This window comes from Amycolatopsis sp. NPDC101161 (assembly GCF_044768185.1).
GTDB lineage: Bacteria > Actinomycetota > Actinomycetes > Mycobacteriales > Pseudonocardiaceae > Amycolatopsis.
The window spans coordinates 951,719-968,325 of the sequence record NZ_JBIWPI010000003.1; the positions used below are offsets into that span (position 1 = coordinate 951,719).

A 16,607-nucleotide genomic window follows, 5' to 3' on the forward strand; every position below is an offset into this window, starting at 1 on the left:
CAAAACCCGACTTCATCACCTTGACGAGTGATGCGCGCCACCCTACTTTCGCTGCCTGAGCGACAAAGTCTGTCGACTCGCGACACAAGTGGGGGCATCGTGGCCGACACCAGGCGAGCCGACCCGGCGAGCCCGCGTACGGCCAATCTCGCCTCCGTCCTCCGCGCCCTTCGCGGCGGCCCCCTCTCTCGCACCCAGCTCGCCGCCCGGTGCGGGATCGCGAAGTCCGCCCTTCCGGGCCTGCTCGCCGATCTCGCCGGGCGGGGGCTCGTGCGGGCCGCCGGGGTGCGGGCCGGCAACGGGCGGCCGAGCCGGCTCGTCGAACTCCACGGCGAAGACGCCTACGCCCTGGCCCTCGGCATCGAAGCCGACCGCCTTTCCGCCGTCGTCACCGATCTCACCGGCCGGACCCTCGCCGAAAGAGCCGAGACCGTCGACGTCGCCGCGCTCGGACTTCCGCGCTGCATGGACGAACTCGCCCACCTCGCCCACGACGTGCTGCCCGGCACCCCCGTCGGGGTCGCCGTCTCCGTACCCGGGCTCGTCGACTCGGCCGCCGCCGTGCTGCGGCTCGCCCCCGCCCTGCGCTGGCGGGACGCCGAGATCGCCGGCCTGATGGCCGCCCGGCTGGGCGTGCCCGCCGAGGCCGTCGCCGTCGACAACGAAGCCAACCTCGGCGCCCTCGCCGAGGCCGTCGACGGCGTCGGCAGCGAACTTTTCTACCTCAGCGGTGGCACCGCCGTCGGCGGCGGGCTCGTCTCCGGGGGGACGATCCTGCGTGGCGCGCGCGGCTTCGCGGGCGAGGTCGGGCACATCGCCGTCGACCCGTCCGGCGAACGCTGCTCCTGCGGCCGGACCGGCTGCCTGGAGACGAAGGCGAACCTGGCCGCGGTCCTGCGGGCCGCGGCACCGCCCGGTGACCCGCTGCACGATCCCGCCCTCGGCGTCGGCGGCCGGGTGACGCTGCTCAAGCAGCGCGTCCGGCTCGGCGACCAGCGCGCGGCCACGGCGGTCCACGAACTCGGCGTCGCGCTCGGCGTCGCACTGTCCACTGTGGTCGACGTGCTCGACCCGGATGTCGTCGTGCTCGGCGGTTACTTCGCCGAACTCGGCGACTGGCTCGTGGAACCGATCCGCGTCGAGCTCGCCGCCCGGCCGCTCGGTCACGCCCGGATCGTGCCGTCCCGGCTCGGTCTGGGCGCTCCGCTGCGGGGCGCCGCGCACCTGGCCGCCGAGCGGCTGTTCGAGAACCCGACGCTCGTCGAGGAGGCCCTGGTATGAGCCTGCTGTCCGTCCGCGGGATCGTGAAGACCTTCCCCGGCGTTCGCGCGCTCGACGGCGTCGACCTCGACGTCGAACCGGGCGAGGTGCACTGCCTGCTCGGGCAGAACGGCGCCGGCAAGTCGACGCTCATCAAGGTCCTCGCCGGCGCGCACCAGCCCGACACCGGCGAGATCACCTGGCAGGGCGAGCCCGTGACGCTCGGCTCGCCGGTCGACGCCCTGCGCCTCGGCATCGCCACCATGTACCAGGAGCTCGACCTGGTGCCCGGCCTTTCGGTGGCGGACAACATCTTCCTCGGCCACGAACGCGCCCGCTTCGGCTTCACCCGCCTGAGCCAGGCCCGCGACGAGGCCGCCCGCCTGATGGCCCGGCTCGGCCACCCCGGCATCCGCCCGAACACCGAGGTCGGCAAGCTCTCCGCCGCCGGGCAGCAGCTCGTCTCGATGGCCCGCGCGCTCGCCCACGACGCCCGGCTGCTCGTGATGGACGAACCCACCGCCGCGCTGGCCGGCGAGGAGGTCGACAACCTCTTCCGGATCGTCGGCGAGCTGACCGCCGACGGCGTCGCGGTCGTCTACATCTCCCACCGGCTCGAAGAGCTGCGCCGGATCGGCCACCGCGTGACCGTGCTCAAGGACGGCCGGACCGTCGGCACCGGCCTCGACGCCGCCGCGACGCCGACCGCCGACCTGGTCGCGCTCATGGCCGGACGCAAGGTCGAGACGGTCTTCGGGCCGCGTCACGACGGCCACGCCCGGCCCGAGACGGCCCTCGAAGTCGAGCACCTCTCCCGGCACGGCGAGTTCGAGGACGTCAGCTTCACCGTCCACGCGGGTGAGGTCGTCGGCATCGCCGGGCTGGTCGGCTCGGGCCGCAGCGAACTGCTCGAGACGATCTTCGGCGCGCGCAAAGCCGACTCCGGCACCATCACCGTGGAGGGGAAACCCCTGAGCACCGGCAACGTCCGGGCCGCCGTCAAGGCCGGGATCGGCCTCGCGCCCGAGGAACGCAAGAGCCAGGGCCTGCTGCTGGACCTGCCGGTGGTGCACAACGTGACCCTGGCCAGCCTCGGCCGCTACGCGAAGCTCGGCTTCACCGAGCGCGCCAAGGAACTGGACGACGCCGGCGCGAGCCTGCGCCGCCTCGACCTGCGGCCCGCCGACCCGCGCCGGATCGTCCGGACGCTCTCCGGCGGCAACCAGCAGAAGGCCGTGCTCGCGCGGTGGCTGGTCCGCGGGTGCCGGGTGCTGCTGCTCGACGAGCCGACGCGCGGTGTCGACGTCGGCGCCCGCGCGGAGCTGTACCGGCTGATCGACGAGCTGGCCGCGACCGGCGTCGCGATCGTGCTGGTGTCCAGTGAAATCCCCGAGGTGCTCGGGCTGTCCGACCGGGTGCTGGTGCTGCGCGAGGGCCGCGTCCTCGCCGACCGGCGCTCCGCGGGGCTGACCGAGGCCGAGGTGCTCGACGTGATTCTCGAGGGGAGCGCGGCATGACCGAAACGCAAGCACCGCCACAGGAAGCGCTTCCCACCGAACGGAAGCGGCGGTTCGCCTTCTCCGCCGACCCGCGGCTGCTCGGCCTGGCCGGCGTGCTCGTCGTGCTGTGCCTGGTCGGCCAGTTCACCCGGCCCGAGCTGTTCTTCACCGAAAGCAACATCTCGACGATCCTGCGGCTGGCCGCGGCGATCGGGGTGGTCAGCGTCGGGATGACGTTCGTGATCATCAGCGGCGGGATCGACCTGTCCGTCGGCTCGATGGTCGGCCTGGCCGGCGTCTGGCTGACGACCCTGGCCACGCAGTCGTACGGGCCGTGGGTGATGGTCCTCTGTGGACTCGCCGTCGGCCTCGGCTGCGGGCTGGTCAACGGCGTCCTCGTCGCCTACGGCAAGGTCGTGCCGTTCATCGCGACGCTCGCGATGTACGTCTCGGCCCGCGGGCTCGCCGAGCGGATCAGCGGCCGCCGCACCCAGGTCGTCGCCGACCAGGACTTCCTCGCCTTCTTCCGGGGGAGCTTCCTCGGCATCCCGACGCTGATCTGGCTGTTCGCGCTGGTCTTCGCGGTCGGCTGGGTCGTGCTCAACCGCACCACCTTCGGCCGGCGGACGTACGCGGTCGGCGGCAACGCCGAGGCGTCGCGGCTGGCCGGCATCAACGTCAAGCGCCACCTCGCGCTCGTCTACGGCGTGGCCGGGCTGTGCTGCGGGATCGCCGCGCTCATGGTCGTCGCGCGGACGACGGCGGGCGCGTCGACCAACGGCATGTTCTACGAGCTCGACGCGATCGCGGCGGTGGTCATCGGCGGCACGCTGCTGACCGGCGGCCGCGGCTCGCTCATCGGCACCCTCATCGGCGTGCTGATCTTCACGGTGCTGTCGAACATCTTCACGCTGAACAACCTGGACACCGACATCCAGAACATCGCCAAGGGCGTGATCATCGTGCTCGCCGTGCTCTTGCAGTTCCGGGCCAGGAAAGCCAGGACCGGTCCGTAGTCACCACCGATGGAGGTTCACCATGGCCGAACAACCCTTCCTCGGCCGCCGGGGATTCCTGCTGGGCGGGGCCGCCGTCGGCGCCGGCGCGCTGCTGGCCGGCTGCACGTCGAACACGCCCGCTAACTCGGAAGCAGGCGCGCCGGTCGCCAACGCGGGCAACAACGCCCAGCCGGGCAAGCCGATCACCATCGGCTTCTCCGCGCCCGCCGCCGACCACGGCTGGATCGCGGCGATCACCAAGAACGCCAAGGCCCAGGCGCAGAAGTTCAGCGAGGTGAAGTTCAACGCCACCGAGGGCACCAACGACGTCAACCAGCAGATCTCCCAGGTGGAGACGCTGATCAACGCCAAGGTCGACGTCCTGGTGATCCTGCCGTTCGACGGCAAGGCGCTCACCGCGGTCGGCCAGCAGGCGATGGACGCCGGCATCCCGGTGATCAACCTCGACCGCGTCTTCGACACGCCGCTGGCGTATAGAACGTGGATCGGCGGCGACAACTACCGGATGGGCGTCAACGCGGGCAACTACATCGCCGCGGAGCTCAAGAAGAAGAACGTCGCCAACCCGATCATCGGCGAGGTCGCCGGGATCGACTCGCTGCCGCTGACCCAGGAACGCAGCAAGGGCTTCAAGGACGCGCTGGGCCGCGCCGGGTTCAAGGTCGGCCCGCGCGTGTCGGCGCAGTTCACGTCGGAATCGGGGGAGCAGCAGACGGCGAACCTGCTGCAGGGCGCGCCCAAGCTGGACGCGCTGTGGAACCACGACGACGACCAGGGCATCGGCGTCAACGCCGCGATCGACACCGCGGGCCGGAAGGAGTTCATCATGGTCGGCGGCGCCGGCTCGAAGAACATGATGAACCTGATCAAGGCCGACGCGTCGCCGATCAAGGCGACCGTGCTCTACAGCCCGTCGATGGCCTCGACGGCGGTCGCGCTCGCCCGGCTGCTCGGGCAGAACAAGGGGATCGGCGACCTGGCCGAGCACGACATCCCGGCCGACATCACGACGTACTCGGCGGTCGTGACCAAGGAGAACGTCGACCAGTACCTGGACGTCGGCTTCGACTCCTGACCGGTCTGTCCACAGAGAACAAAGGAGGGGTATGAGCCCGGCACGGGAAACGATCGGGATCGGGATGGTGGGCCACGCGTTCATGGGTGCGGTGCATTCGCACGCCTGGCGCAGCGTCCACCGGTTCTTCGATCCACCGCTGGTGCCGCGTCTCGCCGTCCTCGCCGGGCGCGACGAGGCCCGGGCCAAGGCCGCCGCGGAGAAGTTCGGCTGGGACGCCGTCGAGACGGACTGGCGCAAGCTCGTCGCCCGGGACGACGTCGGCCTGGTCGACGTCTGCACGCCGGGGGACAGCCACGCGGAGATCGCGATCGCCGCGCTCGAGGCCGGGAAGCACGTGCTGTGCGAGAAACCGCTGGCCAACTCGGTCGCGGAGGCCGAGGCGATGGCCGAGGCGGCGCGGCGGGCCCGGGACCGCGGGGTGCGGGCCATGGTCGCGTTCAACTACCGCCGGGTGCCCGCGCTCGCGCACGCCAGGAAGCTGGTGTCCAGCGGGGCGCTCGGCGAGATCCGGCACGTGCGGTCGGTGTACCTGCAGGACTGGTTGTCCGACCCGGAGGCGCCGATGACCTGGCGGCTGCGTCGCGAAAGCGCGGGCTCGGGGGCACTGGGCGACCTGGGCGCGCACATCGTCGACGCCGCCCAGTTCGTCACCGGCGACCTGATCACCGGCGTCTCGGCCCTGACGAACACCTTCGTGAAGCAGCGGCCGGCCGAGAACGGCGGGACCGACGACGTGACGGTCGACGACACCGCGTTGTTCCTGGCCCGGCTGGCCGGGGGCGCGGTGGCGACCTTCGAGGCGACGCGGTTCGCGCTGGGCCGCAAGAACGCGATGCGGCTGGAGATCAACGGGTCGAAGGCGAGCCTGGCGTTCGACTTCGAGTCGATGAACGAGCTCCAGTGGTACGAGGGAAGCGGGACCGAAGCCGGCTTCCGCCGCATCCTCGTCACCGAGCCGCAGCACCCGTACGTCGGCGCGTGGTGGCCGCCGGGGCACCTGCTCGGCTACGAGCACACGTTCACCCATGAGGTCGCCGACCTGCTGGACGCCATCGGCGCGGGCACCGATCCCGCCCCGAGCTTCGACGACGGCCTGCGCGTCCAGCGCGTGCTGGACGCCGTCGAGAAGAGCGCGGCCGCGCAGGCAGCCTGGACCCCGGTGGAGGAGGGGAAATGAGCCGACCCGTCACGCTGTTCACCGGCCAGTGGGCCGATCTGCCGTTCACGGCGGTCTGCAAGCTCGCTGCCGACTGGGGTTACGACGGCCTGGAAATCGCTTGCTCGGGCGACCACTTCGAGGTCGACCGGGCACTGTCCGAAGAGGACTACGTGCCGGCGCGGCTCGCGCTGCTGGCCGAGCACGGGCTCAAGGTGTGGGCGATCTCGAACCACCTCGTCGGGCAGGCCGTCTGCGACGACCCGATCGACGCCCGGCACCGCGCGATCCTGCCGTCCCGCGTCTGGGGCGACGGCGAACCGGAGGGCGTCCGGCAGCGGGCCGCGGCCGAAATGGCCGACACCGCGCGGGCGGCGGCGAAGCTCGGGGTCGACACCGTCATCGGCTTCACCGGGTCGAAGATCTGGAAGTACGTGGCGATGTTTCCCCCGGTCACGCGCGATGACATCGATGACGGTTACGCGGACTTCGCGCGTCGCTGGCACCCGATCCTCGACGTCTTCGACGAGGTGGGCGTCCGGTTCGCACACGAGGTCCACCCGTCGGAGATCGCCTACGACTACTGGACGACCAAGCGCGCGCTCGAAGCCGTGGACCACCGGCCCGCGTTCGGGCTGAACTGGGACCCGTCGCACTTCGTCTGGCAGGACCTCGATCCGGTCGGGTTCATCCTCGACTTCGCCGACCGGATCTACCACGTCGACTGCAAGGACACCCGCAAGCGCTTCGACGGCCGCAACGGCCGGCTCGGCTCGCACCTGGCCTGGGCGGATCCCCGCCGCGGCTGGGACTTCGTGTCCGTCGGCCACGGCGACGTCCCGTGGGAGGACTGCTTCCGGGCGCTGAACTCGATCGGCTACACCGGCCCGATCTCGGTGGAGTGGGAAGACGCCGGGATGGACCGGCTCCGGGGCGCGGCGGAGGCGGTGAAGTACCTGCGCGAGCACCTGTTCGACCAGCCGTCGGCGGCTTTCGACGCGGCTTTCAGCAACCAGAGATGAGGGAGTTCCATGTGCGGTGACTTGCCAGAGCAGCACTCCCGACGAACGTTCCTGAACGTGGCGACAGCGGCCCTCACCGTGGGGGCGGCGGCCATCGCGTTGCCCGGTACCGCGGACGCCACCCAGGCCCGGCAGCGCGTTCCGCTCGACAAGATCAGCATCCAGCTCTACTCGCTGCGGTCGCTGCTGCAGAACGACCCCGAAGGCACGCTGTCCGCGCTGGCCGACATCGGCTACCGGAAGGTCGAGCTGGCCGGCACCTACGGCCGCAGTGCCGCCGAGTTCCGCGCCATCCTCGACCGGTGCCACATCAAGGCTTCCTCGACGCACGTCGGCATCGACGGCGACCTGAACCAGACCATCGCCGACGCCGAGGTCCTCGGCAACCGCTCCGTCGTGGTGCCGTACGCGAACTTCGGCACCATCGACGAGTGGGAGGCCTTCGCGGGCCGCATGAACACCGCCGCGGTCGCCTTCCGGAAGGCCGGGCTGAAGCTCGGCTACCACAACCACGACCACGAGTTCGCCCCGATCGGCGGTGTCGTGCCCTACGACGTGCTCACCGCGAAGACGGACAAGCGGCTCGTGCACCTGGAAATCGACCTGTTCTGGGCGGTGAACGGCGGCGCGGACCCGGTCGAGCTGTTCCGGCGCAACTACCCGCGCGTCACGCAGTACCACGTGAAGGACCGGACCGCGGACGGGCGGATGGTCGACCCCGGCGCCGGTGTCATCAACTTCCCGCGCATCTTCGCCGCTTCCTGCCACAACATCGGCGAGTACATCGTCGAGCACGACCAGCCCGCCGACCCGCTGAACACCGCGAAGGTCGGGTTCGAGTACCTCCGCACCGTGCGCTTCTGACCCCGGGGGAATCCACATGCGAGTGTCACGTCGGTCGATGCTGGCCGGAACCGCCGCGGGCGTGCTCGCGCCCGCCGTCGGGCTGGCCGCGACGGCCGGGACGGCGTCGGCCGCGGGCCTGACCCGCCAGATCACGATCTACGCCGAAGCCCTGCCCGGCGGCCTCTACGGCTACGGCCTCGAGCCGGGCAAGGCCACGATCCCGGGGCCGCTGCTGGAGATCTACGAGGGCGACACCCTCGAGATCGAACTGGTCAACCGGACCGACCAGCGGCTGTCGATCCACCCGCACGGCGTCAACTACGACACCGGCTCCGACGGCGCCCCGCTCAACGCGTCGTTCAACAAGCCGGGCGAGACGCGGACCTACACCTGGAAGACGCGGACCCGGTACGACGCCGGCGGCGGCTTCTGGATGCCGGGCAACGCCGGCTACTGGCACTACCACGACCACGCGATGGGCACCGACCACGGCACGGCCGGTCTCGCGCGCGGGCTCTACGGCGGGTTGATCGTGCGCAAGCGCGGCGACCTGCTGCCGAGCCGGCAGTACACCGTCGTGTTCAACGAGATGATGATCAACCACGAGATGGCGCCGGACACGCCGATCCTCGAGGCACGCCTCGGCGAGCGCGTCGAGTGGGTGTGCGTCGGGTACGGCAGCCTGCCGCACACGTTCCACCTGCACGCCCACCGCTGGGCCGACACCCGCACCGGGATGCTCAGCGGCGCCGCTGACAACGCTGCCATCGTCGACAACAAGAACCTCGACCCCGGCAGCTCGTTCGGCTTCCAGGTGATCGCCGGCGAGGGCGTCGGGCCCGGGGTGTGGATGTACCACTGCCACGTCCAGACCCACTCCGACGGCGGGATGGTGGGCCTGTTCTTGGTCCGCAACGCCGACGGCAGCCTGCCGGACGGCGCGCAGGACGCGATCGACCGGTTCAAGGAGCACGGCCACGCCGGGCACGACATGAACCCCGACGGCCGGACACACGCATGAGGACGGGAGCTATGAAAAGACGATGGTTCGGAAGGCGGGGGGCGCTCGTGCTCGCCATCGGCTCGGTCCTGGCGGCCGGGGCCCCGCTGATCACGATGCCGGTGGCGCAGGCCGCGCCCGCCGTGGTGAACGTGCCCGTGAACGTGCTGGTCTTCCACGGCGCGGCGGCGGACCAGAAGGACCCGGTGCTGCGCGCGGCCGACGCGATCGCGCGGCTGGGCACGGACAACGGGATCACGGTCACGGCGTCCTCGGACCCGGCTGTGTTCAGCACCGCCAACCTCGCGAAGTACCGCGGGGTCGTGTTCCTGTCCGCGCAGGGCGTCACGCTCAGCCGTGACCAGGAAGGCGCGCTGCAGGCCTACATGAAGGGCGGTGGCGGGTTCCTCGGCGTCTCCGACGCGGCCCGCGCGCAGGACTCGTCCCAGTGGTTCACCGGGCTGATCGGCGCTCGCCCGGTCGGCGCGCGCCCGACGCCCGAAGCGGTCGCGTCGGTGACCGCGAGCGCGGAGAACCCGCCGAACGAAACCAAGGAGAAGCTGGCCGACAACAACGAGAACACCAAGTGGCTGACGTTCGCCACGACCGGCTGGGCGGCTTACAAGATGGCCGCCCCGGTCGCGGTCAGCAGCTACTCGCTGGTGTCGGCCAACGACTTCCCCGGCCGCGACCCGAAGAACTGGACCCTGCAGGGTTCGGCCGACGGGAGCACCTGGGTCGACCTGGACACGCGCACGAACGAGGTGTTCCAGGAACGGTTCCAGACCCGGACGTTCACCTTCGCCAACACGACGGTGTACCCGAACTACCGGCTGAACATCACCGCGAACTCGGGTGAGCCGCTCATCCAGCTCGCCGACCTCAAGCTGTTCAAGGACACCTCGACGACCCCGCCGCCGCCCGAGCCTGCGCCGCAGCAGGCCGTGATCGACGTCCTCGACGCGCAGCACCCGGCCACCGCCGGGCTGCCGCAGAACTGGACGCGCACCGACCGCTGGCTCAACTGGGAGACCAACCCGGTCGGGACCGTCCACACGGTCGCGCAGGTCGAGGAGAAGGGCTACAACCCGGGGGGCGGCGCGAACGGCGCGTTCCACCCGATCTCCTGGTGCCGCGACTACGACGGCGGCCGTTCCTTCTACACCGGCATGGGCCGCACCGAGGGGTCCTACGGCGAAGACCAGTTCCGCAAGCACCTGCTCGGCGCCCTGCGCTGGACGACCGGCATGGTGCGCGGCGACTGCCAGGCCGGGATCGCCGCGAACTACAAGGTCGAGCGGCTGACCGGCAAGAACGCGGCCGGGCAGCTCGACCAGATCGGCGAGCCGCACGGGCTGACCATCGCCCCCGACGGCAAGGTGTTCTACATCGGCAAGGCGGCCTGCCCGACCGGGCCGGTCGTCAGCTGGGACGACCCGAACGTCGGCCTCGGCTGCGGCACGATCCACCAGTGGGACCCGGTCACCAAGAAGCCGAAGCTGCTCACGACGTTGCGCGTGATGGGCAACCGCGGCAGCGGTGACGAGCTCGTCAAGAACGAAGAGGGCCTGCTCGGGCTGACGCTGGACCCGAAGTTCGCCGAAAACGGCTACATGTACGCCTACTGGATGCCGCACGAGTCGATCGACCGCGACAAGCGGATCGGCAAGCGCACGGTCTCGCGGTTCACCTACAACCTCACCGCGCAGACCCTCGACCAGGCCACCCGCAAGGACCTGCTGTCCTGGGACGTCCAGATCCACAGCTGCTGCCACGCCGGCGGCGGCATGGCGTTCGACAAGGACGGCAACCTCTACATCGGGTCCGGGGACAACAACTCCTCGGGCGGCTCGAACGGCTACTCCGGCAACAACTGGACGCTGGACTACAAGGGCATCTCGTTCCAGGACGCGCGCCGCACGGCGGGCAACACGAACGACCTGGACGGCAAGATCCTGCGCATCCACCCGGAGGCGAACGGGACGTACACGATCCCGCAGGGGAACCTGTTCCCGAACGGGCCGGCGGACAAGACGCGCCCGGAGATCTACGTGATGGGCGTCCGCAACATCTCGCGCCTGCAGATCGACCCGGTGCACAACTGGATGACGGCGGGCTGGGTCGGCCCCGACGCGTCCTCGCCGAGCCCGGAACTGGGCCCGGCGAAGTACGAGACGGCGACGATCATCACCGAGGCGGGCAACCACGGCTGGCCGTACTGCATGGGCAACCGGCAGCCCTACCGCGACCGCAGCAGCACCAACGCGGCGGAGCTGACCGGCTGGTACGACTGCGACAACCCGGTCAACACCTCGCCGCGCAACACCGGTCTGGTGAACCTGCCGCCGATCAAGGACAACATGATCTGGTACTCGCCGGACGGCGGCGGCCCGGTCTTCCCGAAGCGGCCGGGCTCGTCCATCCCGACGTACGTCGCGGCGGACGCCACCTACACCCAGCCGTACCTGCGCGGCGGCGGCCAGGCGGTCATGTCCGGGCCGACGTACCACCGTTCGCTGGTCAACACGAACAGCGGCGTCGCGTGGCCGGCGTACTGGGACAACAAGTGGTTCATCGGCGACGAGTCCAACGCGCAGAACCGCGTCGCGGTGACCGTCGACCCGGCGGGCGTGCCGACGCACCAGCCACCGGTGTTCGGCGAGACGTTCCGGCAGATCATCCCGGGCGGTGCGGGGGACACCCGCGTGCAGAGCTGGATGGACGCCAAGTTCGGTCCGGACGGCGCCCTGTACGTGCTCGACTACGGCAACGGGTTCTTCTCCCTGGACGCCAACCAGAAGCTGCTGAAGATCAGCTACACGGGCGGCGCGCCGACCCCGGCGCCGGCGGCGTCGTCGACGATGGTGCAGAACAAGGCGCTGACGGCGGCGTTCACCGGCTCGAAGTCCGGCGGCGTGTCCTACCGCTGGGAGTTCGGCGACGGCTCGGTGTCCACCCAGGCCGACCCGCGGCACACCTACCCGCGCACCGGCCTCTTCACCGCCAAGCTGACCGTGACCTACGCGGACGGCGAAGCGGTGACCACCCGGACGTCGGTGAACGTCGGCTGCGTGGTGGCCGACCCGAGCCCGGTGGTGACGTTGGGCGACACCCTCACGAAGGTGGTCAACCGCAACGCCGGCGGCGGCTGCACGGTGGACGACTTCATCGACGACGAAGGCGTGTGGACCACCCACGCGGCGTTCGTCAACCACGTCGAGCAGGCCACCGAGACGCTGTCCGACCTCGGGGTCCTCAACGCCGACGAGTCCGCCGAGCTGAACGCGGCGGCCGAGGCGTCGCCGATCGGGAAGGCGGGCACGACGGGCTACGAGGCGTTGTTCGACGGTACGGCGGCGTCGTTGCGCGGCTGGGAACAGGCGCCGTCCGGGCAGTTCACGTTGCAGCCCGACGGGTCGATCCGCTCGGCCGGCGGGCTGGGCATGCTCTGGTACGCCCAGCGGCAGTTCGGGAACTTCTCGGTGAAGGTGCAGTTCAAGGACATCGCCCCGGACCCGAACCGGGCCAACAGCGGCGTGTTCGTCCGGTTCCCGGACCCGCGGACACCCCTGGAGCAGCGGCCGCCGGGCAGCTGCGGGACGGTCGGCTCGGCGCGGACGTCGCAGGCCTGGGTGGCCATCTACTGCGGCCACGAGATCCAGATCTACGACGGCGACTCCGGTGAGCCGCAGAAGACCGGGTCGGTCTACAACTTCGACCCGCGCCCGCTCGACCAGGCGGGTGCCCGGCCGAAGGGCACGTGGAACGAGTACGAGATCAAGGTCGTCGGGCAGCACTACACGATGATCCGCAACGGCGTGGTGATCAACGAGTTCGACAACACTCCGGGCCAGCAGTCGTCGCGCGCGGGTGACCCGCCGACCGACCTGCGGCAGTTCGTCAGCGGGTTCATCGGGCTGCAGAACCACAGCGACAACGACCTGATCGAGTTCCGCAACATCCGGGTGCGGCAGCTGTAGCGCGAGGGGGGCCGGGCGCGCGCGTCCGGCCCCCTTCCCTCCCAGGAAGGTTTTCCCGCGATGTCCCCACGACCGATCGCCGCGCTGCTGGCCGCGTTCCTGGTGCTGCTCGGACTGGCCACACCCGCCGTGGCGGCGCCGGTCCAGACGCTGACCTGGACCGGGAGCAACAGCACCACCGAATACGCGTCCGCGCCCAGCGGCGCGCTGCCCGGCGAGACCACGATCGTCTTCGAGAACAGCGAAGCCACCGGCAACACGACGGGGATGTCGCACACCCTGACGTTCGACACGTCGACGCCGGGCTACAACCACGACGTCTCGCTGAACATCCTGGCCAACCCGTTCGACCCCCAGAACGGCCGGCACGAGGCCGTCGTGACGCTCACGCCGGGCAAGTACCGGTACTTCTGCACGATCCCCGGCCACACGGCGATGGTGGGGGAGTTCGTCGTCTCCGACGGCGGTGGCGACACGACCGCGCCGGTCGTGACCGCGTCCGTGGCGGGGGACCGCGACCCGTCGGGCAACTACATCGAGTCGGCCACGGTTTCGCTGTCGGCCACCGACGCGGGCTCCGGCGTGGCGTCGGTCGAGTACCAGCTCGACGGCGGCACGTGGACCACGTACTCGGCGCCGGTGGTGGTTTCCGCGGTGGGCATGCACATGCTGCACTACCGGGCCACCGACGTCGCCGGGAACACGTCTCCGGAGGGGATGGCGCACTTCACCGTCGTCGAAGGGCAGGGCGACACGACGCCGCCGACGGTGACCGCTTCTCTCGCGGGCGACCGCGACTCGGCGGGCAACTACCTCGACGTCGCCACGGTCACCCTGACGGCGACCGATGCCGATTCCGCGGTCGCTTCGGTGGAGTACCAGCTGGACGGTGGCGCGTGGACGCCGTACTCGGCGCCGGTCGCGGTGACCGGGGCGGGCGCGCACATGGTCCACTTCCGCGCGACCGATACCGCCGGGAACACCTCACCGGAGGGCATGTCGAGCTTCACCGTGGTCAAGCGCGACACGACCGCGCCGACCGTCTCGGCTTCGGTGGCCGGGACCCAGGACGCGGACGGCAACTACGTCGGCAAGGCCGTGGTCACGGTGACGGCTTCGGACACCGGGTCCGGCGTCGCCGCGGTGGAGTACAAAGTAGACAGTGGAGTGTGGACGGCTTACTCCGCGCCGGTGCAGGTTTCGTCGGCCGGAGCGCACACGGTGGGCTACCGCGCTCGCGATGTCGCCGGGAACGCGTCTCCCGAGGGGAGCGTGGCGTTCACCGTCGTGGCGGGCGGCGACACGACGGCGCCGGTGGTCTCGATGCAGGTGACCGGGAACCAGGACGGCAACTGGGACTTCGTCGGGCAGGCCACCGTGACGCTGTCCGCCGTCGACCCGGAGTCCGGGGTGGCCTCCATCGAGTACGAAGTGGACAGTGGATCGTGGACGCGGTACACCGCGCCGGTGGTGCTGACCGCGCTGGGCGAGCACACGGTGCGGGCGCGGGCCACGGACGTCGCCGGGAACGTCTCGGCGGAGGCGCCCGGGACGTTCACGGTGGTCGCGGCCCCGCCGCCACCGGACGCCTGCCCGGTCTCGGACACCCGGGAGACCGTGGTGATCGGCGAGATCGACAGCCAGGTCGAGAACATCGACATCGGCAACGGCTGCACGATCAACGACGTCATCGACGCGAACGCGGAGTACGCGTCGCACGACCGGTTCGTCAAGCACGTCAAGGCGGTGACCCAGGAGCTGGTCGGCACCGGGGTGCTGTCCTCGGGTGACCGCAACCGCATCGTGACGGCGGCGATCGAGTCGGACATCGGCGGCGCTCCCACCGCCGGCGCCCGGGCCAACGATGTCAGGAAGCCGCTGTAGCCGCTTGCACGTCGCGGAGAGCGTCTCGTGCGGCCTCGCCGAACTCGGTTTTCTCGGCGGGGTCGCACCAGCGTTCGTAGGCGAGCGTCATGACGAGCGCGCCGAGCTGGGCGGCCACGCGTGAGGCCGGGTCGGGGACACCGCGGTGTTCGAGGGCTTCGGCCATCGCCGCGGTGAGCCCGAGGCCCTTGAGCGCTTCGCGTTCCCGCAGTTCCGGGTTGGCGGCGATGACCGCCCGCCGCCGGGCGCTGAACTCACGGCGTTCGGGGGTGAAGGCTTGCCGGCCGACGGTGTCCAGGGCGTGGGCGACGGCTTCGAGCGGGGTGGCGCCGGCCGGGGCGTCGGCGATGCCGTCGGCGAGGAGCCCGGCCATCGCGTCCCCGCCGAAGAGCACCTCGCGCTTGTCGGGGAAGTGCCGGAAGAAGGTGCTCTTCGTCAGCCCGGCGCGTTCGGCGATCTCGATCACGGTGGTGTTCTCGTAGCCGCGTTCCTCGAACAGGTCGAGCGCGGCGACGACGAGCCGTTCCGGGGCGTGGGGCTGCCAGCGGGCCATGTCCCCGAGTGTACGGGACTTGGTCCCGTCATCTCGTGTACGGTGATGGGACCAAGTCTCATCACTCGGAGGTGGCCCGTGAGCCGTGCGGTGGTTTACGAAGAGTTCGGCGGTCCCGAAGTCCTGCAAGTGCGCGAGGTACCAGAGCCGCACGCGGGGCCGGGGGAGATCCGCGTCCGCGTGGCGGCGGCCGGCCTGAACCCGATGGACTGGGGGCTGGCGACCCACCGGGACCTGGCGGCGCAGTTCGGGGTGACGGTGCCGGCGGGGTTCGGTTACGACCTGGCGGGGGTGGTCGACGAGGTCGGCCCCGGCGCGACGGGCTTTTCGGTCGGGCAGCGGGTGTTCGGCGGCGTGATGGCCGCGGCGGCGGCCGACTTCGCGGTGGTGCGGACGCCGGCCGAGACGCTCTGGCCGACTCCGGAGGGCATCTCCGACCTCGTGGCGGCCACGCTCCCGGTGGCCGGTCTCACGGCCGCGGCGGCCTTGGCGGCGATCGACCTGCGGCCGGAGGACACGGTCCTGATCGGCGGCGCGGCGGGCGGCGTGGGGGTGTTCGCGGTCCAGCTGGCCCGCTCGATGGGCGCGCGGGTGATCGGAACGGCGTCCCCGGCGACGTTCGAGTTCCTGCGCGAGCTGGGAGCGGAGCCGGTGGCCTACGGCCCGGGCTTGGCGGACCGGGTACGCGCCTTCGAGCCCACGGCGGCGACGGACTTGTTCGGCACGGAGACGGCGTCGGCGGCCCTCTCGCTGGGAGTGCCGCCTTCGCGGATCTCGACGATCGCGGCGGGCCCGAACCCACCGGGCGGAGTCCGAGCGACGGGCGGCATCGACGCGGGCCCGGCCGAGCTGAAGCAGATCACGGACGCGATCGCGGCGGGCGAGCTGGTGGTCCCGATCGCGGCGACGTTCCCGCTCGAGCGGGTGCGGGAGGCGGTGGAACTGCAGGCGGGGCGCCACGTCCACGGCAAGGTGGTGCTGACCCTGTGACGGACCGGCCGTAACGGCCGGCCCGTCGTCGGCGACCTGCGAGGAGCAGGCGAACCGACAGGAGATCACCGCGATGGCCGAAACACTCGCGCAGCTCGGCATCATGGCCGCCCACGAGGTGCGGTCCGGCACGGAAATGGATCAGGTGGTCAGCCGGATTCTCCAGGCGGACGACGTCGACGAAGCCGACCTCCAGATGAAGTACGAGACGTTGGTGGCCATCTACAAGCTGAAGCGGCTGCTGACCTGGACCTTGGTGGTCATCCCGCTGATCGTGCTCGGCCTCGGGATCGTCCTCTACGTCGGCGCCGTGCGGTAGC

At 70.8% G+C, this 16,607-nt stretch carries 13 protein-coding genes; 12 read left to right on the plus strand and 1 reads right to left on the minus strand.

What is annotated here, in order from left to right:
• The first annotated feature begins 99 nt into the window (after positions 1–99).
• Genes ACIRSS_RS25895 through ACIRSS_RS25940 form a run of 10 tightly spaced genes read left to right on the plus strand, consistent with a single transcriptional unit; the run spans position 100 to position 14,744 of the window.
• Positions 100–1,281 carry an ROK family protein gene (locus ACIRSS_RS25895; RefSeq protein ID WP_400899180.1) on the plus strand — a complete coding sequence of 394 codons (1,182 nt, stop codon included), beginning with the start codon at positions 100–102 and terminating at the stop codon, positions 1,279–1,281.
• Complete coding sequence (locus ACIRSS_RS25900; protein ID WP_400899183.1) at positions 1,278–2,777, plus strand: sugar ABC transporter ATP-binding protein; 1,500 nt, start codon at positions 1,278–1,280, stop codon at positions 2,775–2,777. Before ACIRSS_RS25895 ends, ACIRSS_RS25900 begins: the two co-directional genes overlap by 4 nt.
• The gene (locus tag ACIRSS_RS25905; RefSeq protein WP_400899185.1) at positions 2,774–3,775 is read left to right on the plus strand and encodes an ABC transporter permease; all 1,002 of its coding nucleotides are present in this window, start codon (positions 2,774–2,776) and stop codon (positions 3,773–3,775) included. Before ACIRSS_RS25900 ends, ACIRSS_RS25905 begins: the two co-directional genes overlap by 4 nt.
• Before the next feature lie 22 nt (positions 3,776–3,797).
• Entirely contained in the window at positions 3,798–4,853 is a 1,056-nt protein-coding gene (locus tag ACIRSS_RS25910; RefSeq protein WP_400899187.1) for a substrate-binding domain-containing protein, read from the plus strand.
• 31 nt (positions 4,854–4,884) lie between these two features.
• Positions 4,885–6,033: a Gfo/Idh/MocA family protein gene (locus tag ACIRSS_RS25915; RefSeq protein WP_400899189.1), complete on the plus strand. Its 1,149-nt coding sequence runs from the start codon at positions 4,885–4,887 to the stop codon at positions 6,031–6,033.
• Complete coding sequence (locus ACIRSS_RS25920; RefSeq protein ID WP_400899191.1) at positions 6,030–7,034, plus strand: sugar phosphate isomerase/epimerase family protein; 1,005 nt, start codon at positions 6,030–6,032, stop codon at positions 7,032–7,034. The genes ACIRSS_RS25915 and ACIRSS_RS25920 overlap by 4 nt, the downstream gene beginning before the upstream one ends.
• Before the next feature lie 9 nt (positions 7,035–7,043).
• Entirely contained in the window at positions 7,044–7,898 is an 855-nt protein-coding gene (locus ACIRSS_RS25925; RefSeq protein ID WP_400899193.1) for a TIM barrel protein, read from the plus strand.
• A gap of 16 nt (positions 7,899–7,914) precedes the next feature.
• A complete protein-coding gene (locus ACIRSS_RS25930; RefSeq protein WP_400899195.1) occupies positions 7,915–8,901 on the plus strand; it encodes a multicopper oxidase domain-containing protein in 987 nt (328 codons plus the stop codon).
• Positions 8,898–12,860: a ThuA domain-containing protein gene (locus ACIRSS_RS25935; RefSeq protein ID WP_400899197.1), complete on the plus strand. Its 3,963-nt coding sequence runs from the start codon at positions 8,898–8,900 to the stop codon at positions 12,858–12,860. Before ACIRSS_RS25930 ends, ACIRSS_RS25935 begins: the two co-directional genes overlap by 4 nt.
• 60 nt (positions 12,861–12,920) lie before the next feature.
• Positions 12,921–14,744 (plus strand): OmpL47-type beta-barrel domain-containing protein, encoded by a 1,824-nt coding sequence (locus ACIRSS_RS25940; RefSeq protein WP_400899199.1) that lies wholly within the window; start codon positions 12,921–12,923, stop codon positions 14,742–14,744.
• On the opposite strand, the gene ACIRSS_RS25945 is transcribed toward ACIRSS_RS25940, so the two are convergent.
• The gene (locus tag ACIRSS_RS25945; RefSeq protein ID WP_400899201.1) at positions 14,728–15,297 is read right to left on the minus strand and encodes a TetR/AcrR family transcriptional regulator; all 570 of its coding nucleotides are present in this window, start codon (positions 15,295–15,297) and stop codon (positions 14,728–14,730) included. The genes ACIRSS_RS25940 and ACIRSS_RS25945 overlap by 17 nt on opposite strands.
• Before the next feature lie 78 nt (positions 15,298–15,375).
• Between ACIRSS_RS25945 and ACIRSS_RS25950 the strand changes: the two genes are divergently transcribed.
• Both ACIRSS_RS25950 and ACIRSS_RS25955 read left to right on the plus strand, forming a co-directional pair.
• On the plus strand, positions 15,376–16,287 hold the full coding sequence (locus ACIRSS_RS25950) for an NADP-dependent oxidoreductase (protein WP_400899203.1): 912 nt from the start codon (positions 15,376–15,378) through the stop codon (positions 16,285–16,287).
• Between the two features lie 73 nt (positions 16,288–16,360).
• Positions 16,361–16,606, plus strand: coding sequence for a hypothetical protein (locus ACIRSS_RS25955; protein ID WP_400899205.1), 246 nt, complete (start codon positions 16,361–16,363; stop codon positions 16,604–16,606).
• The last annotated feature ends 1 nt before the right edge of the window (position 16,607 follow it).

Excerpts from the sequence above, each read along its gene's own strand:
- ACIRSS_RS25930 (WP_400899195.1), top strand. The coding sequence starts at position 7,915 with ATGCGAGTGTCACGTCGGTCGATGCTGGCCGGAACCGCCGCGGGCGTG.
- ACIRSS_RS25900 (WP_400899183.1), top strand. The coding sequence starts at position 1,278 with ATGAGCCTGCTGTCCGTCCGCGGGATCGTGAAGACCTTCCCCGGCGTT.
- ACIRSS_RS25920 (WP_400899191.1), top strand. The coding sequence starts at position 6,030 with ATGAGCCGACCCGTCACGCTGTTCACCGGCCAGTGGGCCGATCTGCCG.
- ACIRSS_RS25910 (WP_400899187.1), top strand. The coding sequence starts at position 3,798 with ATGGCCGAACAACCCTTCCTCGGCCGCCGGGGATTCCTGCTGGGCGGG.
- ACIRSS_RS25935 (WP_400899197.1), top strand. The coding sequence starts at position 8,898 with ATGAGGACGGGAGCTATGAAAAGACGATGGTTCGGAAGGCGGGGGGCG.
- ACIRSS_RS25955 (WP_400899205.1), top strand. The coding sequence starts at position 16,361 with ATGGCCGAAACACTCGCGCAGCTCGGCATCATGGCCGCCCACGAGGTG.
- ACIRSS_RS25945 (WP_400899201.1), bottom strand. The coding sequence starts at position 15,297 with ATGGCCCGCTGGCAGCCCCACGCCCCGGAACGGCTCGTCGTCGCCGCG.
- ACIRSS_RS25905 (WP_400899185.1), top strand. The coding sequence starts at position 2,774 with ATGACCGAAACGCAAGCACCGCCACAGGAAGCGCTTCCCACCGAACGG.
- ACIRSS_RS25925 (WP_400899193.1), top strand. The coding sequence starts at position 7,044 with ATGTGCGGTGACTTGCCAGAGCAGCACTCCCGACGAACGTTCCTGAAC.
- ACIRSS_RS25940 (WP_400899199.1), top strand. The coding sequence starts at position 12,921 with ATGTCCCCACGACCGATCGCCGCGCTGCTGGCCGCGTTCCTGGTGCTG.
- ACIRSS_RS25915 (WP_400899189.1), top strand. The coding sequence starts at position 4,885 with ATGAGCCCGGCACGGGAAACGATCGGGATCGGGATGGTGGGCCACGCG.